Consider the following 22407-nt stretch of genomic DNA (forward strand, 5'->3'; position numbering starts at 1 on the left):
TTTTCCAGCATTTCGAGAGTAACGCCAGAGCCATCCGTCCGCGCAGGGACGGGACTAAGGCCAATCTCACCATATCAGAGGCAAGAGAGGAGCCATCCGTCCGCGCAGGGACGGGACGTCAGGGAGTACGGGATCAATCCCGAAAAGGTGAGAGCCATCCGTCCGCGCAGGGACGGGACAACAAGATTTTGTCTTTCATTTTTCTCTCCAAAGAGCCATCCGTCCGCGCAGGGACGGGACTGCTATGCTGACTTCTCCATCCGTCGCATTTAAGAGCCATCCGTCCGCGCAGGGACGGGACCTTTACGTCTAAAGTTTTCAGCTGCCTTAAATAGAGCCATCCGTCCGCGCAGGGACGGGACGTCACTTTTAATCATATATTTTCCTTTTCTTGCGGAGCCATCCGTCCGCGCAGGGACGGGACTGTCTCAGAGCTCAACAAAAGTACCTATACCGGGAGCCATCCGTCTGCGCAGGGACGGGACGAAATGCAGATCCCTCTTCAACCTTCCTTAAGTGGAGCCATCCGTCCGCGCAGGGACGGGACTGATTGGTAAAATGCGCCATCTGATCTGCAGAGGAGCCATCCGTCCGCGCAGGGACGGGACCAGGGGGGCGGCACAAGTGATAGAACCCGCAATGAGCCATCCGTCCGCGCAGGGACGGGACATTACTCACCAAGTTGCAGTGTTTTTCGCGAGGGAGCCATCCGTCCGCGCAGGGACGGGACGGAAGCAGCTCCGCACTTTCGGTATGATCGTTGGAGCCATCCGTCCGCGCAGGGACGGGACAAGATCCCTCGAAGATCATGATGCCGGCAATTAGAGCCATCCGTCCGCGCAGGGACGGGACTCCACTGTGTCAGCGTCCATCATGGCCCACTCCGAGCCATCCGTCCGCGCAGGGACGGGACGAGGGCAAAACCTACGAGATGCCGGAAGAAGATAGAGCCATCCGTCCGCGCAGGGACGGGACTCCGCCATTGACATTGACCTGATATACCTCATCAGAGCCATCCGTCCGCGCAGGGACGGGACTAGGTTTACAAGTTCTGCTAATCCATAGGGGTATTGAGCCATCCGTCCGCGCAGGGACGGGACACTAGGGAAATAAAGGACTTTTCCTTATTTTTGACTCTTAAGGGTAAGCGTTAAGAAGTTATAAGCTATTATTTATACTATCTTCCAGAATGAACGTCCCATCATACCAGGAACTGAATCCATAGCCTGATTGTTGTTCTATAATCGAATATCCTGATAGAAATATTGGTTTAGCCTGATCCTCAATCCTGGCTCCGTTTAGTTTTTTCAGCATCTGCTCACTCAAAGACACACTATAATTTCTGATCAGGTCGATGCACTCCTCTTTACTTAACGACTTCTTTCTGTTTCTTACTTTTTCAAATTCAACCTTTGGCAGTATTAAGGCATCAACAGTCTGGTAAGCCGCATAACGCGTTACCGGCAAATAGCCTCTTGGTGAATTTTTTTTCGGTTCAAAGCAATGTTTTTGTGGTCTGCTTAACTCCTTTCCCTTTGCCGATGCCTTCAGCACACTAATATCTGAGCGCATCTCGCCAAGCACATCAGGTGCTGTGTATGTTCTTTCGACAATATCGCGTATATCCTCCGGCAGGGAAAGGAGCTTGATTTCTTCCATGACTCGTTCTGTAGAATTGAGTATGTAGTCTTTGTACGGCAATGCCCATCCCTGATTAGAACGGTTTGGTTGTATAATATAAAACACTGATTGAAAACCCTTTTCTCGAACGGTTCCCTCATCATCATGCCGCCGTACTCTCCCAATTCTCTGAAGCAAACTGTCGGCAGGTGCAAGCTCAGTAAAGATCGTGTCAAAATCCACATCCATTGACATCTCCACAATCTGTGTAGCTACCACAACAAGCTCCCTGGGCCTCTTTCCTTCTTTTTTCCCCTCCTTCCCAAGTGTCAGGACGAGTTTCTTTCCAATACTCTCTCTGCAAGCTGGATTGGTCCTTGCATTGTACAGGCAGATCTCGACATTCTTCATTCGGCTTTTCAGTAGCTTATAGAGTTGTACTGCCCGGTTTACCGTATTACAGATGCACAGCGTATTTCCTCCCGTGCTAATGGAATCCAGAATCATGGCGGTCCAGTCACTATCGTATGAAAGATAACGGATCTTGTACTTTTTCTGCATTGCGGGTTCCGTGGCATACTGGGATACCTTGTCTTTCTCTGCCACCGTAATCATAGGGTAGGCTGACTGCAGTGCCATTGCAGTGATCGACCTGTCATAGACAGACATGATCTCCTTAATTGTCTCTTTCTGCAGAGTAGCAGAAAGGATAATTACCGGCACATACATTTCTTTCAGCCAAGCTAGCAGAATCTTAATGATGTCCAGCATAAAGGCATCATAGGCATGAAACTCATCAATGATAACCACCTTGTCAGAAAGTCCAAGCAGACGCAGATCTCCCGCGCGGAGATCTTCCGCAGCAGCCATTACCTGGTCAACCGTGCCAACACTTAGGGACGCGAACAGTTTGCGTGGCCCGCTCCTGGTCCACATCAATCTGTCCAACGCATCCTCTCCTTCTGTCATCCACGCCATACCAGTAAGAAGCCTTACATCAATATCGCTCCATAAACCAGTCGCCTTTTGCAATGATTGAATTCTTGGAAGCATGGCTTCTGCAGTAGCACCTGTTGGCAGAGCCATATACAGGCCCTGCTTGCCACTGCGTTTGATCAGATTCATCGCTGCAAAAATCCCCGCCTCAGTCTTTCCTGCCCCCATCTGGTCCTCAATGATAATACACTGCGCATCGGGGTGCTGTGCTACGACATCAATAATCTTTTTCTGCAAAGGTCGAAGTGGATACTTCTGCAATTCCGGAAACAGCTCAGAATAACTATATTTTTCCTTAAATACATGGCTTTGTACTGCTCCCTCTTCAATAAACTGACGACACCTTCGCTCCACAGACTGTATGTATAAATCATCATTCCGTGTCATCTCATCTGCGAACGAGGAAACGCTCCAATCCGAGCAACGCAGAATTCCTGCAATCAGTCGACATACGACATCGATATGACCTTCACAGCTGAATTCTGTAAAAGGAAAAACCGATTCGATTTTCGCTTCAAGCGGTCTAACAATTTTATTCACCCACCGATTCTCATCGAATCCCTCGGGGATATCGTTTTTATGCGAGGGTTTGTCCTGATGGTGATCAGCCACAGCTTCAAGTAATCCGTCCCAGGTTTCTGTATGAAAATCCGGATGCAGTTGGATCAGCATTTTTTTACTGTATAATTCATGCCGAAACGCCCTCACGTCTTCTTCCTGTAAATCAGATGTATTGAAATATTTTGCAAGAATCTGTTTTACCTTATCTGAACCAATTTTATATTGAAAGAAAGGGTTTGCCTTTCCGATATCGTGTATTGCACAGATATGGCAGATAGATGAGAGCAATGTTTTGCCCTGAATGCTACAGTATCGCTCTAATAATTTAAATGTACACGAAAAGGCAGAATGTTGGAGAAGGTATCTAGCGAATATTCCAGCTTCAATCATGTGCTCAACTAATGGCTTTCCCCTGACAGGAACGCCATCGCTTCTCAGTCTGTCAGGCTTTGCCAGCAACTGTTCCCAATCTTCTTTGATCTCCTTAGAATACTGGAGGAACTGCAACCCATTTACTTCTGTCACTTTTCTGGTCGGACACCCATTTGACACAAAATGCATTTGCCTAGATTGTTCGAAGCACAGAACTGCATCAATATCCGGCTGTTCTTTTAGAATGTGTTCCCAAAGTGCTATCCTACGCGCAGCGGACAGATAACCCACAAAGACGCCCGGTCTAATCTTATATAGATGTCTGCAGAGATATCCCTCCACACGTGGATATGCATGCTCTATCGATAGCAAAATCATGTCTTATTCCCGTAGTTTCGTCCTGCTGGAATGTTGCCATTAGGTCCCCATAGTTCTCCCTCATCCGTCTGGCCTTCCTCATCTACTTCATCAAACAGTTTTTCAAGGTCTTTCTCAATCACCCTTATGAGCTGCTTTTCCTGCATTTTTTTCCGTACACTCTCCCTCATTTCTTCCGGCTGTTTTCCATTAGCAGTATTCGAAAAAGCAAGCGGAATCACTATGTCTGCCTTGTAGAGATCCGCAATGTCATAGACAAAGCTGCGCATCATTCCGGTATGAATAAAACCAATCACAGGAGAGAATCCAAGTGCCACAATCGCGGCATGGCACACGTTATACAAAAATTTATTCCCTATAGTTAATGCTTTTTGAATATCTTCCTGTCCTTCCCAGTCGTCACGGTTGTACTGTCGCTCTGTCCAGGTAACGCCATACTCTTTTGCGCATGTAAGATATGTGTTCTTCACGCGAACTCCCTCTGCGCCCTGCATCTGCCGGATGCTCCATCCGTCCATATTTTTTTCAGGGAAGCGTCTCTGATAAAATCTGCGGACGACTAGCAAGTGCTTGTCCGGGTCCGCCCAGTAAGCTATCTGTCTCAGAATATTTCGCGACGACCGGTTGTCTTGTATCCCAGTTGCATACATAGTACGCATATGTTCTCCGCTCCAGATCAGCAGACAACCGCTATCAGAAATAGCAACAATTGCCGCGTGCGTGACAGTGACCCCAGGCCCCAGGATAAGGCACGCAATAGAAGCTATTGGGATAGGAATACTGTTTGCTCCCTGTCGAATTTCTACTGAGGAATCTTTTTGATCAATAATCGCATGCTCAACATAGAGATATTCCAATCTATCCTTGATACTACTGTTTTCCTTCAGGCTTTTCTGTTTCAACTCATCTCCTCAGAAGAAACATTCCACTTCCATATGCTTTATGTTCGCCGAATCCCTTCCGCCATCTTGCAAAGAAGAGGTCCGACTGCTGTATGATCCCCGTCACATGATACTCATACGATGTAAAAGTGCCTCTTCCGCTCTTTGGACGGAAAAACTGCGTTTCAATCTTTCGTCCCTCTTGGATGAAGACCGTCTTCAGCCCATAGGTTTCAAGTTTCCGCATCATCCAATGTATTCTCTTCTCATGCGCAGTTCCTGCCTCATCCGTTTTAAAGTAACTGATTTTTCCATGACTCTTTGCATGCGGGGACACAATCACTGAAAACCGGATCTCATCCCCATTTGTAAAAACAAGCTTCCTTGAAAGATCAACTGTCATGATCTCTTCCAGATTCTCATCTTCTTTTAAAAGGACATCAGTCTGAACAAAGAGATAGATTTCATTCTTATTATTCTCAATTCTATACAGCAGGTTATCCACTTCCCTGCACTCTCCTGCGAGCCTTGTGAGAAGCTGATGCATCTTCTGTGCATCAGAAAGTACCTGTGCACAGGTCTTTGTAAGCCGAAGTCTGTATACCTGTAAATACATATTTTCTTTTCTCCACCCGCCAAAGGAGCGGGACCTTTTGCAGAAGCCTTACCCCTCAGGTGGAATGATCACCGGTCCACAGGGTGTACAGCAGTAGCGTCCAAGATAGTATGGATACACGGGATGGAGCAGCGCATTCTGTATACTGGCAATTGTCTCTTTGTCTCCTTCCACATCCGCCCGCAGGGGATGACTGACGCAATCCTCTACATACTGCTTGCCGAATGTTTCGCTCCATACGGGACCTGCATTGGTTCTCTTGATGCCGCCTCCCGCACTCGGAAAGCCGTTCAGCTCAATTCCCTCCCGCTCATATTCCGCAATAGAGATTGTCTGCTCATCCACAAGCTTCCTGTTAACTTCCGCCGGCTGTGAGATAATATGGACTTTGTTCTGGAGCAACGTGAGTCCGGTCTCGTCATTCCGGTCAATACCAAGGGCACACGCAAGGAGACCGAGCACTGCACTCTCCGTAGGAGAAGATGCTGTCCGGCGATTTGCCATCCACTCCTCACGGCCCCCCCAGGACTGCAGCACTCCACGAAACTGCAAATGCAATACTGCCATGTCATGCCTCCAGAATCGAAGATAGCTCCTGCACACGGATACGGACTGTTCTATCTGGTGCAGGATCCACATCTGAAATCCAGTACTCCGTCTCATACTCATTGACCGCGAAGGCTCCGTTTCTGCGCTCGACAATCTTTCTCATCAACCTTCCGGCTGCCTGGTCTGCAACGGATTTTGAGCCATTTCCGTAGATAGTCCTCTCATAGATATCATCCAACGTAGAAGGATACACTCCCGTTCCAACGGTAATATACACGTCTCTTGGAACGGATACTGTTGCCATGGAGTTCTGCTTGGCCCCTGGAAGAATAAAGATCATATCCTTTAAAAACTGTTCAGTAACGGCATAGGTATTTTCCAGCACCTGATGGACCGTTTCCTGATCCGTTTTCCTTCCTCGCATCAGGTTTTCAAAGAGGATTCTGGTACTCACTGATGCATACTGATAATAGACATTCGCAGCAATGTCCGTGCTCTCCATATATGCAGAACCACTCTGCTTCGTCTTCTCACTGTCATTATCCGGAACCCCATACACATTTAAATAATCATCCACGGCGGTATAGTCATCCACATCTCCACTCGCCTCATTTACGCTGTATGCGTGATTCATATGTACTGCCGAGTAAACCGTATCAATAGAGTCATCAGTACTCATGCGCCCCAGTAGCGCAACATTCTCTCCGACCGCCCTTGTCTCGGCGCTATCATTTAGTACTTTTCGGATCCTTGCCACTGCATCTTCAGTCTTCGCAGGTTTGGTTCCGACAGGTATCTCTGCCAGAATGGCATCCACCATTGCCTGCACATCTTCTCTGGAAATCGACATGATCTGTGATGTAATTGTTCCGAGCCGAGCATCCGGTTTTGTCTTTTTGACAATACCATCAATGACAGGTGCAACATCCGAAATGTATTCCTTCGTCACGCCATTTCTTTTCGCTAGTGCCTCTTTTACAATGGTAGGAAGCATTCTGGTGTGATAGGCTCCTTCTTTCATATGTGAAATGCGGATTGCCTGTTTCAGAGATTGCGATGAAAAACGATTTCTTGTTGTACCGCCATAGTCGAGGGTCTTATGCCTTCCATCAAAACCTCGGTTCAGCAATTCTCCTGCCACCGGCCTCAGAATATGGATTTCCACTAACGGAAGCCTTTGAGCTGCTGTCAGCTCATCTGCAATTGTGCGGATTTTCTGCTTTGTTACTAATGTTTCTGCCGTCATGATTTCTCCTTCTTTGCTCTTGCAGTCTTTACGATTGCATTCGCCCATTTTTCCTGTACTGACAGGGTTGCATGCTCTGTCCCATTTTTATCCACATATGTCTGACGGTGGCTGTTCCAAAAAATAAGGTCCTCTGCCAGGCGCGGCTCATCAATCTCATGATCTGTTTCAGGGTTGTTCTTCATCTGCCTGACATAGTTTCCCAGGAATTTGACAAAGCTCGGATTTCCTGCATGCATATTGAGAAGATCCTCGATTCGCCTTTCCCCGGAATCCGTATCGAGATCTTTGTAAAGTCTTCCCAGCAGTTCTTCAAACTTTCTTTTTTCCTCCGATACGTAGAACTCTTCCGTATGCCATACCGCATATACACAGGCTGAAAAGAAGAATGCATTCATCAGTGCGTTCTTTCGGACGCCTTCAGGCATGTTAAGTACATCATCCGGCAACACATTCAGGAATGCAAATTTTGCTTTTACAGACGCTCGTTCATAGGTCAGTCCCAGTTGGTTTCGCAAAAGGATCCGATCTGACCTTGGGCTCCCGGTCAGATTCGCAACAAGCTTCTGTCCGATATCTCCGTATCTCATTTTTCTCCCTTCACACGTTTTTTCAATGCGCCAGCAAGACTGTTCCTGTACATGTTCTTTACAATAAAGTTGCTTTTTGGCACTGGCACACCGTCAAATATAACCAATGCATCCTGTACAATCTGATTTTTTATTCCAGTAAGCACATCAGCATCCCCCTCAGACACCAGATCAAGCCACCCCTTTCTGACACGCTCATCCTCGAGATCATCAAACTGCGTTAGTGTCGTTGAGAGGACTCCTCCATCTCCGAAGCACAAATCTGAGACTCCTGATTTTTTCTCACTGATCTCAGTCAACATTTTAATCACGTTGTTTTTGAGACAACATCGTGCGCCCTGCACTCCTTTCAGGATATACTCCAACTGCCGCATTTTATGCTGATCAGCAAGCACAGGCAAAGGCATATCGCAGGAAATCATGCCCTGTTCAGAATTATGAACCGATGTAGTGGTCATAATAAGGCCATATCCCTTACAGGAAAAACTCGTACCTTGATCGATCAGGTGCTCATCACGTAGCCTTCCGATGAACTCCTGTGCCTCCAGACCCTTTTCACATTCGCTCAGGATCCATGCATCTGCCGAGGCCAGATTTTGCCAGAGCTGTTTTGAGGCATCATATCTTTCCACTACAACATCCCGATCTTTCTTCAAATACTTGAGATACGATGTCGAATTGCGGATAAAGCTTTCATAGTAATGGGATGGTTTTTCGCTCTCCGCTGCTCCTGCATAGAGACTCGCCTTATATACAGACAGGATCCGTCCATATTTTTCATCAAGATCCCCATAATGGATACTGATCGTCGGGAAGAACTGCGCGTTCAAATACCCGAATCTTTCCTCACTGATTTCCTCGGCAATATTCGCCCTATACCGTGGTCTCTCCCACATCGGAAGATCATTCTCTGCCAGTTCTTCGTCCTGTACAGGTATGGAAAACAGTAAAGTTTCAAACAGATTTTTTCCCTCTACTATCACCGCAAGCGGAGGCTCGCCATAAACAAATCCCGATGAAGAATATCCCCTGCCGGATGCTGTCCGAAACATATGATTGCGCATAACTGATGCGGCAAACTGCTCCGGCCACATAAATACATTATTCTCAGGTGTCAATTTCGGATTCTGGGGCGTTCTGCTGTTCGCCCTGTAAAATACATTGTTATTGCCGCTCAGGCAGACTTCATCAATTGCTCCCACCGCCACGGGCTTCAAATCTTTCTCCCGTATTTCATCAGTACTGCACTGCAAGAAAGGATGTTTCGAATCAAATACATCAAACAAGATTCCGCGACTGCGGCACCCATCGATATATTCATCAATTTTGTGAATGTCGAATTTCCCCGACTGAAAAAGTCTGATTTTCTGCCGTTGCGCATTAAAGCGATATGATGCATAGACCAGCATGGAAAGGAAGGTAACAACCGCAAAATTATCGATGTATGTCAATGCCTCAGGAATTTCGATATTCCTTATTTCATCCGCATACAGCAGTGTATCGCGTGCTCCATACTTTTTCCTGCTTCCGCCCGTCATGGTACATGTAATCCATGGATCATTAATTACATCCAACTTCATACACAAATCCTCCGATGACAGTTTATTATTCACAAAGTTCTTACAAACTTGAGCACAGTATTTAGGATACCATAGTCACAGCCACCTATAGCTCAATCACAATAATAAGGTGGGTAAACATTTATATTTAGTGTTGCTCCCGTATTAGCTGTTAGAAACAGCTAATTCCCATGTAACAATTACAATGATACCAGCTTTAACTGTGTTAGTACAGGCAAGAAGTAATATTAGCCAATGAATCCGTGGCAATCGCTCATTTTTATGACATATATGATAATGGCAAGCAGTGTCCTGTAGTCCTACAGGACGATTCTGCTTGTTGAGGGATACCCCCAATCCCCCAGAACTGCCCTGCGGGGAACCTTCTACTGTCGGAACTACAACACCATCCTCCATCACTCCACTCTTCAGATACCGTTTGATCATCTGGATCACTCTTTCATCTTTGACATTCTGTCTCAGAAGATTAAGCAGTTTTACATGATCGATCGTGTCAAAGTACTTGGATAGGTCAAGAACTACCGCCCTTGTGTATCCCTTTTCCGCGTACTCTTTGATCTTTTGAATGGCATCCTTCGCGCTTCTTCCCGGCCGGTAGCCATAGCTTCCGTCCGAAAATAACGGCTCATAGATGGGCATCAACTGCTGGCGATTGCCTGCTGGATGATGCGGTCGATTACCGTCGGAATACCAAGCTTTCGTACTCCGCCGTCCGGCTTCGGGATCTCTTTACGCCTCACAGGCGATGGGGTGTAATGTCCACTCCGTATTTTTGCGATCAGCTCGCTTTGATGTTCCCTCAGCCATGGAAGCGCGTCCTCGATGGTCATCCCATCGATTCCGGGCGCTCCTTTGTTTGCCTTTACTCTCTTATAGGCCCGGTTCAGGTTGCCCTTATCCAGGATCTTTCCGAGAATATCCGGCTCTGCACTGTCTCTTTCCTTCCATATCCGGTTGAACGAGCGGTGCGCTCTCACATACCCTTTGCGTTCCGCGCTATCTCTTTGCGAGCAGCTGTCTTTGTTTTCTGCAATCATGTGCCCGTTCTTCCTTTCCGGGTCGTACTTAAGACTCCTGTTGATTCGGTCCTTCACGGCTATGCCGCTACTATGACCTCTGCTGACTCCTGTACGTTCAGCACTGTCTTGCAACGGTGGTTACTCCTTTCAGAGCCTATCGTACAGGCCTCCCCAGGTACCACACGTTTCTTTCCCTCCATCTACCTGCCTCATTTATTTTCGCTGATTCCGTGTAGTTATTGGGCTTCGGCTTGTCGCGCAGTCTTACCCTCAGCGATAACCTTATATGAGATTTCTGTTCGTCAGGCCAGAGGTTTGCCCTCGGGTTAGTAGGTTCCCAGAATCCGGCTTCCTTCAGATTCCACCTCACGGCGGACACCCTTGCCTTCGGCTATATCCTTCCCACTACCGGGCGGATTCCGGACTTGCACCGGTTAGAAACGTGCGCCGCCGGGCGCACCGAAAAAACGGAGGAAGCAAAACGCCTCCTCCGCTACTCGGACAAATCATTCAGTTCTATTGGGGCTTATCTCGGCTTTTCCTCCCCCGGCCACTTTTCTCAGGTCTTTAGAAAATATACCGGAAAAACGCCTTCGGAATACAAGGACAGGTACAAGTAATCACTTTTCAGTGTATTCATTGGTCTAGGCAAATAGTGAACGCTCTATTAGTATTTACAGAGTCCTTAGCTTATGAATGATTTCTTCCAGGAGTAAAACGATTCCCATATAGAGAGCGCAGACAATTCCCATATTAACCCCAAGTGAAGTCCCCGTATAGTTATCTCCTTCCAGAATCAGCCTATATATCTTTAATCCAAACAGATACACATCCTTTATGCTTCCTCCGTTTGAATATGCATGTACATAACCCACATATATCGTTATCGCCATTGATACTATTGCAAGCCCAAAACCGATTCCTAACGCTAGTGCTATTCTTCTGATCCGCTTTTTCATTTTACGGTCACCCCATTTCCTGATTCATAATTCTATTTATCACTTTAAGCCCCCACATAACGAGGGGACAGGCCGTCTTGATTTGCCCTATTTCGCAGGCTGTATGTTGCAATAATGGGCAATTCCTTCATGGAACTGCCCATTCAATGTCAAAAATATGCGATTGCTTCTTGTCTGTACACGATTCTGCATCAATTGAAGGACATCCCGTTTTCTATGGCAAAACGGGATCTCTTAATACAGCTTTGCCCCCGCTGGGATGTGATCATCCACCAACAGAAGATGCAGTTTTTCCTCCCCCTCTTCCTCATGAACCGCGGAAAGCAGCATACCACAGGAGTCAATCCCCATCATAGCTCTCGGCGGGAGGTTCACGATGGCAATGGCCGTCTTCCCAACCAGTTCTTCCGGCTCATAGAATGCGTGGATCCCGCTTAAAATCGTGCGGTCCGTGCCGCTGCCGTCATCCAGCGTGAACTGCAGAAGCTTCTTGGATTTCGGCACTGCCACGCAGTCTTTGATCTTGACCGCACGGAAATCGCTCTTGCTGAAAGTATCAAAATCAACCATCTCCTCAAACAGCGGTTCCACTTTCACCTTGGAAAAGTCAATGACTTCCGCGTTTACATCATTTTTCTTATTTACATCATTCAGGGTCTTCATGGTAGGGAAGAGGAGGACATCGCGAATGGCCGGGCTATCGGTCAGCAGCATCACAAGGCGGTCAATTCCATAGCCGATTCCGCCTGTCGGTGGCATACCGATCTCAATGGCATTTAAGAAGTCCTCATCCGTGTGGTTGGCCTCTTCATCGCCGGCGGCCGCCAGAGCATCCTGCTCTGCAAAGCGCTCTCTCTGATCCATCGGATCATTGAGCTCAGAGTAAGCATTGCACATCTCACGGCCATAAATAAAGAGCTCAAAGCGCTCTACCTTGGATGGATCTGTGGGGCTCTTCTTGGTCAGAGGAGAGATCTCCACCGGATGATCCATAATAAAGGTGGGCTGGATCAGGGCATGCTCACAGTTCTCCTCGAAGAAGAGATTGATGATATCTCCCCTCTTGTGATGGGGCTCATAGGCAATGTGATGCTGATCAGCCAGCCTCTGCGCCTCCTCCAGGGTCGCCACCTGATCGAAGTCTATGCCGGTAGCCTCCTTGATCGCATCGTTCATGGTCAGACGGCGGAAGGGCTTGCCCAGGTCGATCTCGGTCCCCTGATAGCTGATGGTCGTCGTTCCGCAGACCTTCTCTGCCAGATAGCGGAACAGGGACTCTGTCAGCTCCATCATGCCATTGTAGTCGGTATAGGCCTGGTAGAGCTCCATAAGGGTGAACTCCGGATTGTGCCTGGTGTCGACCCCCTCATTGCGGAAGACGCGGCCGATCTCATAGACGCGCTCCAGCCCTCCCACAATCAGCCTCTTGAGATAGAGTTCCAGAGAGATTCGAAGCTTGACATCCTCATTCAAGGCGTTGTAGTGGGACTCGAAGGGACGGGCCGCAGCTCCGCCCGCATTGGACACAAGCATGGGGGTCTCGACCTCCATGAAGTCACGTCCGTCTAAGAAGTTGCGGATCTCCTTGATGATCTGGGACCGCTTGATGAAGGTCTCCCTGACCTCAGGATTCATGATCAGGTCCACATATCTCTGCCGATAGCGGGTATCCGTGTCGGTAAGGCCGTGGAATTTCTCGGGCAGGGGCTTGAGGGACTTGGACAGGAGGGTCAGCTCCTTGGCATGAACGGAGATCTCCCCCATCCTGGTCCGGAAGACCTCTCCGACAACTCCCAGGATATCACCCACATCGTACTTCTTGAAGAGCGCGTAGTTCTCCTCTCCCAGGTCGTCTCTCGTCACATAGATCTGCATATCTCCCTTGAGATCGCGAATATTGGCAAAGGAAGCCTTCCCCATCACTCGCTTGAACATCATGCGGCCGGCGATCCTGACCTCCTTGCCCTCGAGTTCCTCGAAGTGCTTGCGGATATCGGCGCTGTGCTGGGTCTGATCGAACTTGGTAATGGTGAACGGGTCCCTTCCCATCTCCTGCAGCATGGCGATCTTTTCGCGGCGAACCTGCATAAGCTGATTGCTGTCCTGTCTCTGATTCTGCTCTGCCATATCTTCTCCTTTGTGTGAAACCGGGGCAGAAAAGGAAACCGGCCCCCATAAACGCGCTCACATATTCCTGCAAGCGTGAAATATGGCGGCCGGCCTGTCCCTTATTTCCAGATCGCAAGCGACCTGTTTCCATTCTTATTCGTCATGTGAGATCGACAGGATCTTGTACTTGAATTTGCCCGCCTCTGTCTCAACGGTCACGGTCTCTCCCGCCTTGTGGTGGAGAATTGCCGCACCTACAGGGGACTCATTGGAGATCCTTCCTCCCAGACTGTTGACCTCTGTGGATCCCACAATCTTATAGGTCAGTTCCTCATCGTACTCCAAATCAAGAAGCGTCACGGTAGATCCGATATTGACAATGGACTTATCCACGATGTCATCTGCGATCTCCGCATTCTTGAGGATCTTGGTGATCTCCTCGATGCGACCCTCGATCTGCCGCTGCTCCTCCTTGGCCGCCTCGTACTCGGCGTTCTCGGACAGGTCTCCCTGCTCACGTGCCTCGGCAATGTCTCTGGAGTTGGCTTTTCGCCGATTGGTCTTTAAGTCCTCAAGCTCTGCCTCCAGCTTCTGCAGACCCTCGTAGGTCATCAGGTTCTTCTTTGCTTCTGCCATCATTCGCTCCTCACCCGGCTCAACGCCCCTTTGTGCCCTTGCCGGGCATCTCATAAAAATGCCCCCACGCGTGAGCACAGGGTCATATATGGTCAGAATTATAGGCAGATCACTTCCAGATGTCAAGTCAACCCGTCAGATTCACAGCAATCCGCGGACCCCTCAGGCCTGCTTTCTCTCCCTGTAGGCAATGAGGTATGCCTTGATGTAGTCGCTTCCCTGTGTCAAGCTGAGCGGGATACTCAGAACCGCCTCATCTACCTCTCCCTTATAGTACTCCTTGCGCTCCTCGGGAGAATAACTGTAGAGAGCCACATGGTAGGTCTCTCCCCTCTCCAGATTCAGATCGAAGTCCAGATGATCAGTCTTTATCCTGACATTTTTACCGGTCAGAGTAGTCTCCGTGCTCTTGAAAACACCGCTGAAGCTATGATATCCGGGCGCCAGAGCAAGCACCGTCTCCAGATACTCCCCGCGGATGGCTCCGGCCGCTTCCGCTGTCTGCCCGTCTACCTTGAGATTTGATCCATAGAGATGGATGATGGCCTTGTCCCGATTGGCATCGCTATAGTTCTCGCTCTTAGTCTGCCTTTTCTTATTCATGGTCATCATAACAACAAAAAGAATCGCCCAAATGACAACAACCGGAATAATAATAAAAATAGGATTCATCGTCTTCCCCTTTCCCCAAACACGGCTCATCCCCGAAGGAATGCCGAAGCAAATCAATAAATCAAATTATAACTCTTCTCCGGATCCCTGAAAAGCTTCCCCCTCTCATAGCCCGAAATACTCCTGAAACAGAGCCTCCAGCGCCTCATAGTTCTCTACTTCGTTGACCTTGCCCCTTAGCCTGGCTGACTTTGGATAGCCGGCCGTGTACCAGGACGCATGCTTACGCATCTCACGAATTCCCGCGAGTTCACCCTTCAAGTCACACATCATCTTAGCCTGCCGCAACATCATTCGACACATCTCCTTGGCAGTCGGTCTCTCCAGGTCCTCCCCCGTGGCAAAGTAATGGAGGATTCTGCGAAAGATCCAGGGATTTCCCTGGGCTCCTCTGGCAATCATATAGCCGTCTGCACCTGTCTGCTCAAACATGTCCGCTACATCTTCCGGGCAATGAATATCCCCGTTTCCTATGACCGGAATCTTGACCGCCTGCTTGACCCTGGCGATCTGCTCCCGGTTGGCCCGCCCCATATAGAACTGGTCTCTGGTCCGGCCGTGGACAATCACCGCCGCAGCTCCGGATTCCTGGGCAATATGGGCCATTTCCACACAATTAATGCTCTCTTGGCTTACCCCCAGGCGAATCTTGACCGTCAAGGGCTTTTCAATGGCGCCTGCCACAGCCTCAATGATTCTTCCGGCCAGGACCGGGTTCTTGAGCAGGGCGGCCCCGTCTCCGTTGTTGAACACCTTGGGGACCGGGCAACCCATATTGATATCCAGGATATCCCAGTGCAGGGGCTCGATCCGCCTGGCCTGGTCTGCCATAATCTCGGGATCGGATCCGAAGATCTGCAGGGAGACGGGCCGCTCCTCGTCGGAGATCTCCAGCAGTCTCTCCGTATTCTTGTTCTTATAGGCAATCGCCTTGGCAGAGACCATCTCGGTGCAGACCAGTCCCGCTCCCTGCTCATGACAGAGAAGTCGAAAGGGCAGGTCACTCACGCCTGCCATGGGGCCCAGGACCAGGTTGTTGGCCAGACGGACTCCGCCAATGGACAGGGGATGAATGACCGCCCCCTCTTTCTCTTCTTCCCTCGCCCGCACTTCTTCTGTCATCTGTCCTCTCACGCTTCCCGTATCAGTTCTGTTTTCGCCTCCGGCTCCGCCCCTTCTGCTTCTGATAGATAATCTTCAGTCCCCGCAGGGTCAGATTCGGATCGTAAATATCAATGGCGTCCGTCTCCTTGGCAATCATGCTTCCCAGGCCGCCGGTCGCAATCACCCTGACATTCTCGTAGCCGGACTCCCGGATCATTTCCCGGACGATATACTCGGTCTGACCGATCTGTCCGAAGATCAGTCCCGCCTGCATGGAGGAAATGGTCTCCTTGGCCAGAATACTCCTGGGCTTGACAAGCTCCACCTCCGGCAGCTTGGCTGCTCCCTGCCAGAGGGCTGATGCGGAAATCCGAATCCCCGGCGCCGTCACCGCCGCCTCGAAGGACCCGTCGCTCCCCACCAGGTCATAGGTGGTCGCTGTCCCGTAGTCCACCACCAGGCAGGGACCGCCGTAGATCTCATAGACCGCTGCGGCGTCAACGATCCGGTCCGCCCCGATCTGCTTCGGATTCTCTGTCACAATCTTAATTCCGGTCTTGATCCCTGCCTCGACCAGGAGGGGTTGAATCTCGAAATACTTGTAGATGCCGTTAATCAGTGAGTGGTTGATCTTGGGGACAACCGAGGCCAGAATACAGTCCTCCACCGCAGCCGGATTCACCCCATTGTACTCCAGGATATCCATCAGAAGCACTCCGTATTCATCGGAGGTTCGGTCTGCACGGGTTGTCATCCGATAGGGTCCCTTCATCTCCCCGTCATCAAACACACCCACCGTAATATTGGTATTTCCCGCGTCAATACAAAGTAGCATCGCTTTCCCCTCCGGATCTCTCGAAATCGGATCTTCTGCCGACTTGCTTCCTAATATCCATCTCCCGGCCTCCATCCGCTAAGACAGAAAAGCCCGCCCCCGGTCAGTCTTCCCCCGGGATCGCCTGTCCCAGCCTGGTGACCTTGTAGTAGGTCTCCAGCGACTCCAGGAGTTCCCGGCGCTTCTTCTGTATTTCCTTGACCTTAAGGCCGCTTCCGATCTCATCAAAGAGGGCATCGTCCTCCCGATGATCCGTGCGGATCATCAGATCTCCCTCTCCCGTGAAGACCAGCTCGATCTCGCCGCTGACCTCAGATGTATAGATCACGCACATGATCTTCAGGTCCTGCCGAATCCCCTCCGGCAGGGAGGCGAATTCCGGATTCAAATAGAATTTCCTGCTGTAGGAACTGGCTCCGCAGAGAACCGTCACTTGTTCTGCCATATTTTTCTCTTCCTCGGATTATACATAGCCATTCGGATTATACATAGCCGTAGAGACCCCGCACATGCACCTCGCCCGCGTTAATGGAGAGCGTCTTTCCTCCCCGATCGACAAGCAGCTCTCCCCTGGCATTGATGCCCCGGCAGGTCCCCTCGTAGGCACCGCGCGGATCCATGACACGGACCACTTTCCCCCGATTGACCAGTCTGGCATTGTAGTCGGCAAGGAGGAAGTCCAGTTCTTTGAACCTGCAGAAGTCCTGATAGCAGTCGGCAAAATGCTCCCAGATGGAGCAGATCAACTGCCTTCGGCGAATCCCGTGCCCGGACGCCTGTCTCTGATCCAATCCCCGATCCGGTCTATGGACTGGTTCCCGGTCTGCTTCCCGGTCTGATCCCCTGCCTGATTTCCGGTCTGATCCCCTGCCTGATTTCCGGTCTTGCAAGTCCATGGCTTCATCCAGGGAGATCGCCATCTCGGCAATTTCGGGATCATAGCTCCTCTGGTGGACATTGACCCCGATTCCGACAATCACACAGTCCGGCTGATGATCCCTCATAAGCATTTCTGTCAGGATGCCAACAGCCTTCTTTCCCATAATCACAATGTCATTGGGCCATTTGATCCCGACCCCAAGCCCCGTCTCCTCCTCAATGGCCCGGGCCGTCGCCAGCGCCGCCAGCAAGGTCAGTCGGGGAATGGCCTCCGGGGGAAGCCGGTCCGGCCGCAGGAGGATAGAGGTCGATATGGAACTCCCCGGCGGGGAGCTCCAGTTCCGGCCGCTTCTTCCCCGCCCCTGCGTCTGCCGATCGGCGGATAAGACCAGGCCCTCGGGCAGGGGCATCTGCCTGCTCCTGCGCTTTAACTCATTATTGGTAGAATCGACGCTCTTAAGCCACTCATAGAAGATTTCCACGACCTGCCTCCGATTAGCGGGGCATCGTGGCGTAAATGATCGCCTTGATGGAGTGCATCCGATTCTCCGCCTCCTCAAATACCACGCTTGCAGGACTCTCAAAGACCTCGTCCGTCACCTCCATCTCCGCCAGTCCGAACTTCTCGTAGATCTGTCGGCCAAGTCCGGTTCCCAGGTCGTGGAAGGCCGGCAGGCAGTGCATGAAAAGGCAGGTATCCTTGGCATAGGCCATAGCCTGCCCATTGACCTGGTAGGGCAGGAGATCCCGGATCCGCTTCTCCCAGATCTCAGGGGGTTCTCCCATGGAGACCCAGACATCTGTGTAAATGACGTCCGCCTCCTTACAGGCTTCCGCCACATCCGACGTCAGAGTCACACTGCCTCCGCTGGTCTCGCAGAGCTGCCTGCAATAGGAGACCAGGTCGCTGCCCGGGAAGCAATCGGGGTGGGAGCAGGAGACATAGTGCATCCCGAGCTTGGCACAGGTCACCATGAGGGAGTTTCCCATATTAAAGGAGCCATCTCCCATGAGGACGAATTTCTTGCCGGCCACTTCTCCCAGATGCTCCTTAATGGTCATCATATCCGCAATCATCTGCGTGGGGTGAGCCTCGTCGGTCAGGCCATTCCAGACCGGAACACCCGCATACTCCGCCAGTTCTTCCACAACCGCCTGTCCGAAGCCCCGGTACTCGATCCCGTCATACATCGATCCCAGGACACGGGCTGTATCCTTGATGGACTCCTTCTTCCCGATCTGGGAACCGGTCGGCTCCAAATAGGTGCTGTGCATGCCCAGGTCTGCCGCCGCGACCTCGAAGGCACAGCGGGTTCTTGTGGAGCTCTTCTCGAAGATCAGGGCGATGTTTTTGCCGCGAAGCTCGACGGTCTGATCAATTCCCGCCTTCTTCTCCCTCTTGAGACGGATGGCCAGGTCAATCAAGTAATTGATCTCCTCCGCCGTAAAATCCTTCATCTTCAGCAGATGTCTTCCCTGCAGATTCATGACATACTCCTCTTTGCTTTTTTCGGATCAATTCCGCTCTATTATATCCTAGTTTCTATATTCTGTGAATTTTGAAGCGCCGCGAAAACACCGCCCAAAAACACCGCCATAAGACAGAAAAGGACCGCATAGGAGGGGCAAGCCGGGCCTTCTGTGCACGCGCATTTCCTGTGCAGTCTATCCCGTTCGCCGCTCCTGTGCGGTCTCTGTTGCGATTCTCTTCCCCGGTCCGGGCCGTCATGATCTGTTCTTGCGCCGGACGCAAGGAGTCATGGTGCGTTCTTGCACCTCCTATAAGCGGGGCCCGCGAATATCGGTCTTGGCAGCCTCATACACAGACTTGCTTGCCACCTCATGGTTGATCTGGCGCGTTGCCTTGGATGCCTCGACGCCGCCCTTGCCTGTATCCGGATGAATGCAGGGGTCTGCCTTCATCTCAGTATTTGGATTGGGGTTCTTATCAATTGCGGTGAAATCGCCAATCCCCAGCGCCTCCCCGGCAACTCCCAGATTGGCGATTGTGCTGCTGATATCAGAGGGCATAAAGATCTTGGTTGCGCGTCCATCCGCCACATCCTTCAGGGCCTCCAGACCCTTGAGCTTGAGGACGCCCTCTGAGACCTGGGACTCATTTAACATCTTCACTCCGGCGGCCTCCGCCTCATATACGAGTTCGATGGATCTTGCCCTTCCTTCTGCCAGGGCAATCTGTGCTTCCTTCTCGGCCTCAGCAGCCAGAATCTTGGCTCTCTTATCACCCTCCGCACGGCTGACAACCGCTTCCTGATGTGCCTGTGCCTCAAGGACGGTCTGACGTCTCTCTCGCTCGGCTCTCATCTGCTTGGTCATAACCTCTTCAATCTCGCGGGGCGGCTGAATGTTCTTGATCTCGACGCGGGTCACCTTGATACCCCAGGCGTCTGTCGCCTCATCTAAGACCGCCTGCATCTTGGCATTGATCTGCTCCCGGGATGTCAGGGTCGCATCCAGCTCCATCTCACCGATAATGGAGCGAAGAGTGGTTGCAGACAGATTCTGCAGACCTGCCAGAGGGTTCTCAACTCCATAGGTGTAGAGCTGGGGATCAAATACCTTGCAGAAGACAACCGAGTCAATCTGCATGGTGACGTTGTCCTTGGTGATGACCGGCTGAGGCGGGAAGTCAAATACCTGCTCCTTTAAGGAGATATTCTTGACCACGCGCTCTATGAATGGAACCTTCAGGTGGAGGCCGGCATCCCAGGTCACCTTGTAGCGGCCCAGGCGCTCAACGACATTGGCATGGGCCTGGGGCACAATGCGCACATTGGCGATCACTATGGCTACAAGAATAATTAATAAAGTGGCTGCAATAATTTGTGGCATCTTTACCTCCTGCTCTGGGACACATGGTCTATCAGATAATTCCTGGAAACATCCCCTATTATATCAGATATATTATAAAAAATATAAAGGGCCCTCCTGTTTTTCAAATTCACCTTTTTCAGATTCAGATTCAGATATTGACTGCTTCCCTGATCTTTCAGATATTGACATTTGCGGAAGCCCGGCTAGACTTAAATTACTGACTGTTGCAGGAGGAATCTGGCGGATCAATGGCGCCTGTCACTTCCTCCGGTCATTGAAAGGGTCTTCTGAAAAAGGAGTTGTCTATTATGAAGAAAATTGTACTGACCGGAGGCGGCACAGCCGGTCATGTGACCCCCAATATCGCACTCCTTCCCCGACTGCGGGAAGCTGGGTATCAAGTGGATTACATCGGTTCCTATCGCGGCATGGAGAAGGGTCTGGTGCAAAAAGCCGGCCTTCCCTATCACGGAATCTCTTCCGGGAAATTGCGCCGCTACTTCTCCTTAAAGAACGCGACGGATGTTTTCCGCGTCGCCAAGGGCTATTTCGAGGCCCTCTCTCTTCTGAAGAAGCTCCGTCCCAACCTGGTCTTCTCGAAGGGCGGATTCGTCTCTGTCCCTGTCGTCCTGGCCGCCAAGTCCCTCGGTATTCCCGCTATCATCCATGAATCCGATATGACTCCGGGCCTGGCCAACCGCATTGCCATGCGAGGCGCTGTCAAGGTCTGCTGCAACTTCCCTGAGACCCTCAAGTATCTTCCTCCGAATAAGGCAGTCCTGACCGGCTCGCCCATTCGTCAGGAATTGTTGCACGGAGACCCGGCCAGGGCCTATGCCTTTACCGGCTTTAGCCAGGACAAGCCGATCCTTCTCATCATCGGCGGCTCGCTCGGGTCCGTCTTTATCAACCGCGCTGTGCGTGAATCCTTAGACCGGCTTCTGCCCCACTATCAGATCATCCACCTCTGCGGCAAGGGGAATCTGGATCCGAGCCTGGACCATCTTGACGGCTATCGCCAGTATGAGTATATCTCTGATGAATTGCCGGACCTGTTTGCCGCTGCCGACCTGATTGTCTCCAGGGCCGGGGCCAATGCCATCTGCGAGCTTCTCTCCCTGCGAAAGCCCAATATCCTGATTCCCCTCTCCGCTTCCGCCAGCCGGGGAGATCAGATCCTGAATGCCCGCTCTTTTGAAAAACAGGGCTTCTCCTATGTCATTGAAGAGGAGGCCTGTAATAAAGACAGCCTGCAAGAGGCCATTGACTATGTCTCTTCGCATGCCTCCCACTACATCGCCGCCATGGAGGACTCCGGTCAGATGGATTCCATCGGCAAGATCCTGGACCTCTTCGAGACCATCGCCAGATAAAGCTTCAGGCCATTGAAAAAGGGCGCAGAATCCGCCGCTTCCCCGAATCCGGGGAAGTAGTTAGGCTTCTGCGCCCTATTTCTATGCAATCGGCGAGTCCTTGTCCGGATCGCAATCGGAGAAGCTCATTCCGGATCCCCGTCGCCCGGCTTCCCTATGGTCGCGTCAGTCTCTCGCGCACAGACTCTATCTCCTCTGCGGAAAGCCCCCTCTCTTTCCAGAGCAGAAATCCCTGGTTATTCGGAGCTTTCTTGTAGCGGGGAATCAGATGCACATGAAAGTGAAAGACCGTCTGTCCGGCCACCTCTCCATTGTTCTGAAGAATATTAAAGCCATCGCAGTCCAGCTTCTCAGTCATCGCACATGCCATCTTCTTGGCCAGAGGAAAGATCTTGGCAGAGACGTCATCGTCTAACTCATATATGTTGGCATAATGCTCTTTGGGGAGAATCAAAGCATGTCCCTCGCTGGCTGGATTTGCGTCTAAGATGACGCGAAAATCCTCATCCTCATAGATGGTGTTGGCGGGAATCTCGCCGTTGGCAAGCTTACAGAAAATGCAATCGTCTCTCTTCATCGTCCTATCGCCTCCTCCTT

20 protein-coding genes, 1 pseudogene and 1 CRISPR repeat array are annotated in these 22407 nt (G+C 50.8%); of the genes and pseudogenes, 2 read left to right on the forward strand and 19 right to left on the reverse strand.

Annotation, left to right across the window (positions count from 1 at the left end; genetic code table 11):
* Positions 1-27: 27 nt before the first annotated feature.
* Positions 28-1100: direct repeats of the CRISPR family, unit length 28 nt; unit sequence GAGCCATCCGTCCGCGCAGGGACGGGAC.
* A gap of 58 nt (positions 1101-1158) precedes the next feature.
* The 8 genes and pseudogenes from cas3 to ACO5R6_RS05735 all read right to left on the reverse strand — a co-directional run.
* Positions 1159-3927 carry a CRISPR-associated helicase Cas3' gene (gene cas3 / locus ACO5R6_RS05700; RefSeq protein WP_485626225.1) on the reverse strand — a complete coding sequence of 923 codons (2769 nt, stop codon included), beginning with the start codon at positions 3925-3927 and terminating at the stop codon, positions 1159-1161.
* A complete protein-coding gene (gene cas1e, locus ACO5R6_RS05705; protein ID WP_485626226.1) occupies positions 3924-4829 on the reverse strand; it encodes a type I-E CRISPR-associated endonuclease Cas1e in 906 nt (301 codons plus the stop codon). The genes cas3 and cas1e overlap by 4 nt, the downstream gene beginning before the upstream one ends.
* A gap of 1 nt (position 4830) precedes the next feature.
* A complete protein-coding gene (locus ACO5R6_RS05710; protein ID WP_485626227.1) occupies positions 4831-5424 on the reverse strand; it encodes a type I-E CRISPR-associated protein Cas6/Cse3/CasE in 594 nt (197 codons plus the stop codon).
* Positions 5425-5472: 48 nt separating this feature from the next.
* Entirely contained in the window at positions 5473-5991 is a 519-nt protein-coding gene (gene cas5e, locus ACO5R6_RS05715; protein WP_485626228.1) for a type I-E CRISPR-associated protein Cas5/CasD, read from the reverse strand.
* 1 nt (position 5992) lies between these two features.
* Positions 5993-7219: a type I-E CRISPR-associated protein Cas7/Cse4/CasC gene (locus ACO5R6_RS05720; protein WP_485626229.1), complete on the reverse strand. Its 1227-nt coding sequence runs from the start codon at positions 7217-7219 to the stop codon at positions 5993-5995.
* The gene (locus tag ACO5R6_RS05725) at positions 7216-7809 is read right to left on the reverse strand and encodes a hypothetical protein (protein WP_485626230.1); all 594 of its coding nucleotides are present in this window, start codon (positions 7807-7809) and stop codon (positions 7216-7218) included. Before ACO5R6_RS05725 ends, ACO5R6_RS05720 begins: the two co-directional genes overlap by 4 nt.
* Positions 7806-9389: a type I-E CRISPR-associated protein Cse1/CasA gene (locus tag ACO5R6_RS05730; RefSeq protein ID WP_485626231.1), complete on the reverse strand. Its 1584-nt coding sequence runs from the start codon at positions 9387-9389 to the stop codon at positions 7806-7808. Before ACO5R6_RS05730 ends, ACO5R6_RS05725 begins: the two co-directional genes overlap by 4 nt.
* Before the next feature lie 342 nt (positions 9390-9731).
* A pseudogene (locus tag ACO5R6_RS05735) lies at positions 9732-10426 on the reverse strand (reverse transcriptase domain-containing protein); the annotation flags it as partial.
* A 407-nt stretch (positions 10427-10833) separates the two neighbouring features.
* Here ACO5R6_RS05735 and ACO5R6_RS05740 point away from each other — a divergent pair.
* Positions 10834-11028: a helix-turn-helix domain-containing protein gene (locus ACO5R6_RS05740; protein ID WP_485626232.1), complete on the forward strand. Its 195-nt coding sequence runs from the start codon at positions 10834-10836 to the stop codon at positions 11026-11028.
* 54 nt (positions 11029-11082) lie between these two features.
* Here ACO5R6_RS05740 and ACO5R6_RS05745 read toward each other — a convergent pair whose 3' ends face one another.
* From ACO5R6_RS05745 to ACO5R6_RS05790, 10 genes are all read right to left on the reverse strand, one after another.
* Entirely contained in the window at positions 11083-11367 is a 285-nt protein-coding gene (locus ACO5R6_RS05745) for a DUF5963 family protein (protein ID WP_485626233.1), read from the reverse strand.
* Between the two features lie 234 nt (positions 11368-11601).
* The gene (gene lysS, locus ACO5R6_RS05750) at positions 11602-13494 is read right to left on the reverse strand and encodes a lysine--tRNA ligase (protein WP_485626234.1); all 1893 of its coding nucleotides are present in this window, start codon (positions 13492-13494) and stop codon (positions 11602-11604) included.
* A 135-nt stretch (positions 13495-13629) separates the two neighbouring features.
* On the reverse strand, positions 13630-14112 hold the full coding sequence (gene greA / locus ACO5R6_RS05755) for a transcription elongation factor GreA (RefSeq protein WP_485626235.1): 483 nt from the start codon (positions 14110-14112) through the stop codon (positions 13630-13632).
* 162 nt (positions 14113-14274) lie between these two features.
* Positions 14275-14784, reverse strand: a complete 510-nt coding sequence (locus ACO5R6_RS05760) for a hypothetical protein (protein ID WP_485626236.1) — start codon at positions 14782-14784, stop codon at positions 14275-14277.
* Between the two features lie 105 nt (positions 14785-14889).
* Complete coding sequence (gene dusB, locus ACO5R6_RS05765; protein ID WP_485626237.1) at positions 14890-15906, reverse strand: tRNA dihydrouridine synthase DusB; 1017 nt, start codon at positions 15904-15906, stop codon at positions 14890-14892.
* A 22-nt stretch (positions 15907-15928) separates the two neighbouring features.
* Positions 15929-16723, reverse strand: a complete 795-nt coding sequence (locus tag ACO5R6_RS05770) for a type III pantothenate kinase (RefSeq protein WP_485626238.1) — start codon at positions 16721-16723, stop codon at positions 15929-15931.
* A 103-nt stretch (positions 16724-16826) separates the two neighbouring features.
* Positions 16827-17168, reverse strand: coding sequence for a DUF6145 family protein (locus ACO5R6_RS05775; protein ID WP_485626239.1), 342 nt, complete (start codon positions 17166-17168; stop codon positions 16827-16829).
* 37 nt (positions 17169-17205) lie between these two features.
* On the reverse strand, positions 17206-18084 hold the full coding sequence (locus ACO5R6_RS05780; RefSeq protein ID WP_485626240.1) for a biotin--[acetyl-CoA-carboxylase] ligase: 879 nt from the start codon (positions 18082-18084) through the stop codon (positions 17206-17208).
* Positions 18085-18097: 13 nt separating this feature from the next.
* Positions 18098-19090, reverse strand: a complete 993-nt coding sequence (argF, locus tag ACO5R6_RS05785; RefSeq protein WP_485626241.1) for an ornithine carbamoyltransferase — start codon at positions 19088-19090, stop codon at positions 18098-18100.
* A gap of 291 nt (positions 19091-19381) precedes the next feature.
* The gene (locus ACO5R6_RS05790) at positions 19382-20455 is read right to left on the reverse strand and encodes an SPFH domain-containing protein (RefSeq protein ID WP_485626242.1); all 1074 of its coding nucleotides are present in this window, start codon (positions 20453-20455) and stop codon (positions 19382-19384) included.
* 290 nt (positions 20456-20745) lie between these two features.
* Here ACO5R6_RS05790 and ACO5R6_RS05795 point away from each other — a divergent pair, with 290 nt between their 5' ends.
* Complete coding sequence (locus ACO5R6_RS05795; protein ID WP_485626243.1) at positions 20746-21810, forward strand: undecaprenyldiphospho-muramoylpentapeptide beta-N-acetylglucosaminyltransferase; 1065 nt, start codon at positions 20746-20748, stop codon at positions 21808-21810.
* A 154-nt stretch (positions 21811-21964) separates the two neighbouring features.
* On the opposite strand, the gene ACO5R6_RS05800 is transcribed toward ACO5R6_RS05795, so the two are convergent.
* Positions 21965-22387, reverse strand: coding sequence for an HIT family protein (locus ACO5R6_RS05800; RefSeq protein ID WP_485626244.1), 423 nt, complete (start codon positions 22385-22387; stop codon positions 21965-21967).
* Positions 22388-22407 lie beyond the last annotated feature (20 nt).

It is taken from the genome of Shuttleworthella sp. (assembly GCF_057251025.1).

Bases quoted from the DNA above. Each gene is read 5' to 3' on its own strand.
- cas3 (WP_485626225.1), bottom strand. From the start codon at position 3,927: ATGATTTTGCTATCGATAGAGCATGCATATCCACGTGTGGAGGGATAT.
- ACO5R6_RS05710 (WP_485626227.1), bottom strand. From the start codon at position 5,424: ATGTATTTACAGGTATACAGACTTCGGCTTACAAAGACCTGTGCACAG.
- cas5e (WP_485626228.1), bottom strand. From the start codon at position 5,991: ATGGCAGTATTGCATTTGCAGTTTCGTGGAGTGCTGCAGTCCTGGGGG.
- ACO5R6_RS05720 (WP_485626229.1), bottom strand. From the start codon at position 7,219: ATGACGGCAGAAACATTAGTAACAAAGCAGAAAATCCGCACAATTGCA.
- ACO5R6_RS05725 (WP_485626230.1), bottom strand. From the start codon at position 7,809: ATGAGATACGGAGATATCGGACAGAAGCTTGTTGCGAATCTGACCGGG.
- ACO5R6_RS05730 (WP_485626231.1), bottom strand. From the start codon at position 9,389: ATGAAGTTGGATGTAATTAATGATCCATGGATTACATGTACCATGACG.
- ACO5R6_RS05745 (WP_485626233.1), bottom strand. From the start codon at position 11,367: ATGAAAAAGCGGATCAGAAGAATAGCACTAGCGTTAGGAATCGGTTTT.
- lysS (WP_485626234.1), bottom strand. From the start codon at position 13,494: ATGGCAGAGCAGAATCAGAGACAGGACAGCAATCAGCTTATGCAGGTT.
- greA (WP_485626235.1), bottom strand. From the start codon at position 14,112: ATGGCAGAAGCAAAGAAGAACCTGATGACCTACGAGGGTCTGCAGAAG.
- ACO5R6_RS05760 (WP_485626236.1), bottom strand. From the start codon at position 14,784: ATGAATCCTATTTTTATTATTATTCCGGTTGTTGTCATTTGGGCGATT.
- dusB (WP_485626237.1), bottom strand. From the start codon at position 15,906: ATGACAGAAGAAGTGCGGGCGAGGGAAGAAGAGAAAGAGGGGGCGGTC.
- ACO5R6_RS05770 (WP_485626238.1), bottom strand. From the start codon at position 16,723: ATGCTACTTTGTATTGACGCGGGAAATACCAATATTACGGTGGGTGTG.
- ACO5R6_RS05775 (WP_485626239.1), bottom strand. From the start codon at position 17,168: ATGGCAGAACAAGTGACGGTTCTCTGCGGAGCCAGTTCCTACAGCAGG.
- argF (WP_485626241.1), bottom strand. From the start codon at position 19,090: ATGAATCTGCAGGGAAGACATCTGCTGAAGATGAAGGATTTTACGGCG.
- ACO5R6_RS05790 (WP_485626242.1), bottom strand. From the start codon at position 20,455: ATGCCACAAATTATTGCAGCCACTTTATTAATTATTCTTGTAGCCATA.
- ACO5R6_RS05795 (WP_485626243.1), top strand. From the start codon at position 20,746: ATGAAGAAAATTGTACTGACCGGAGGCGGCACAGCCGGTCATGTGACC.
- ACO5R6_RS05800 (WP_485626244.1), bottom strand. From the start codon at position 22,387: ATGAAGAGAGACGATTGCATTTTCTGTAAGCTTGCCAACGGCGAGATT.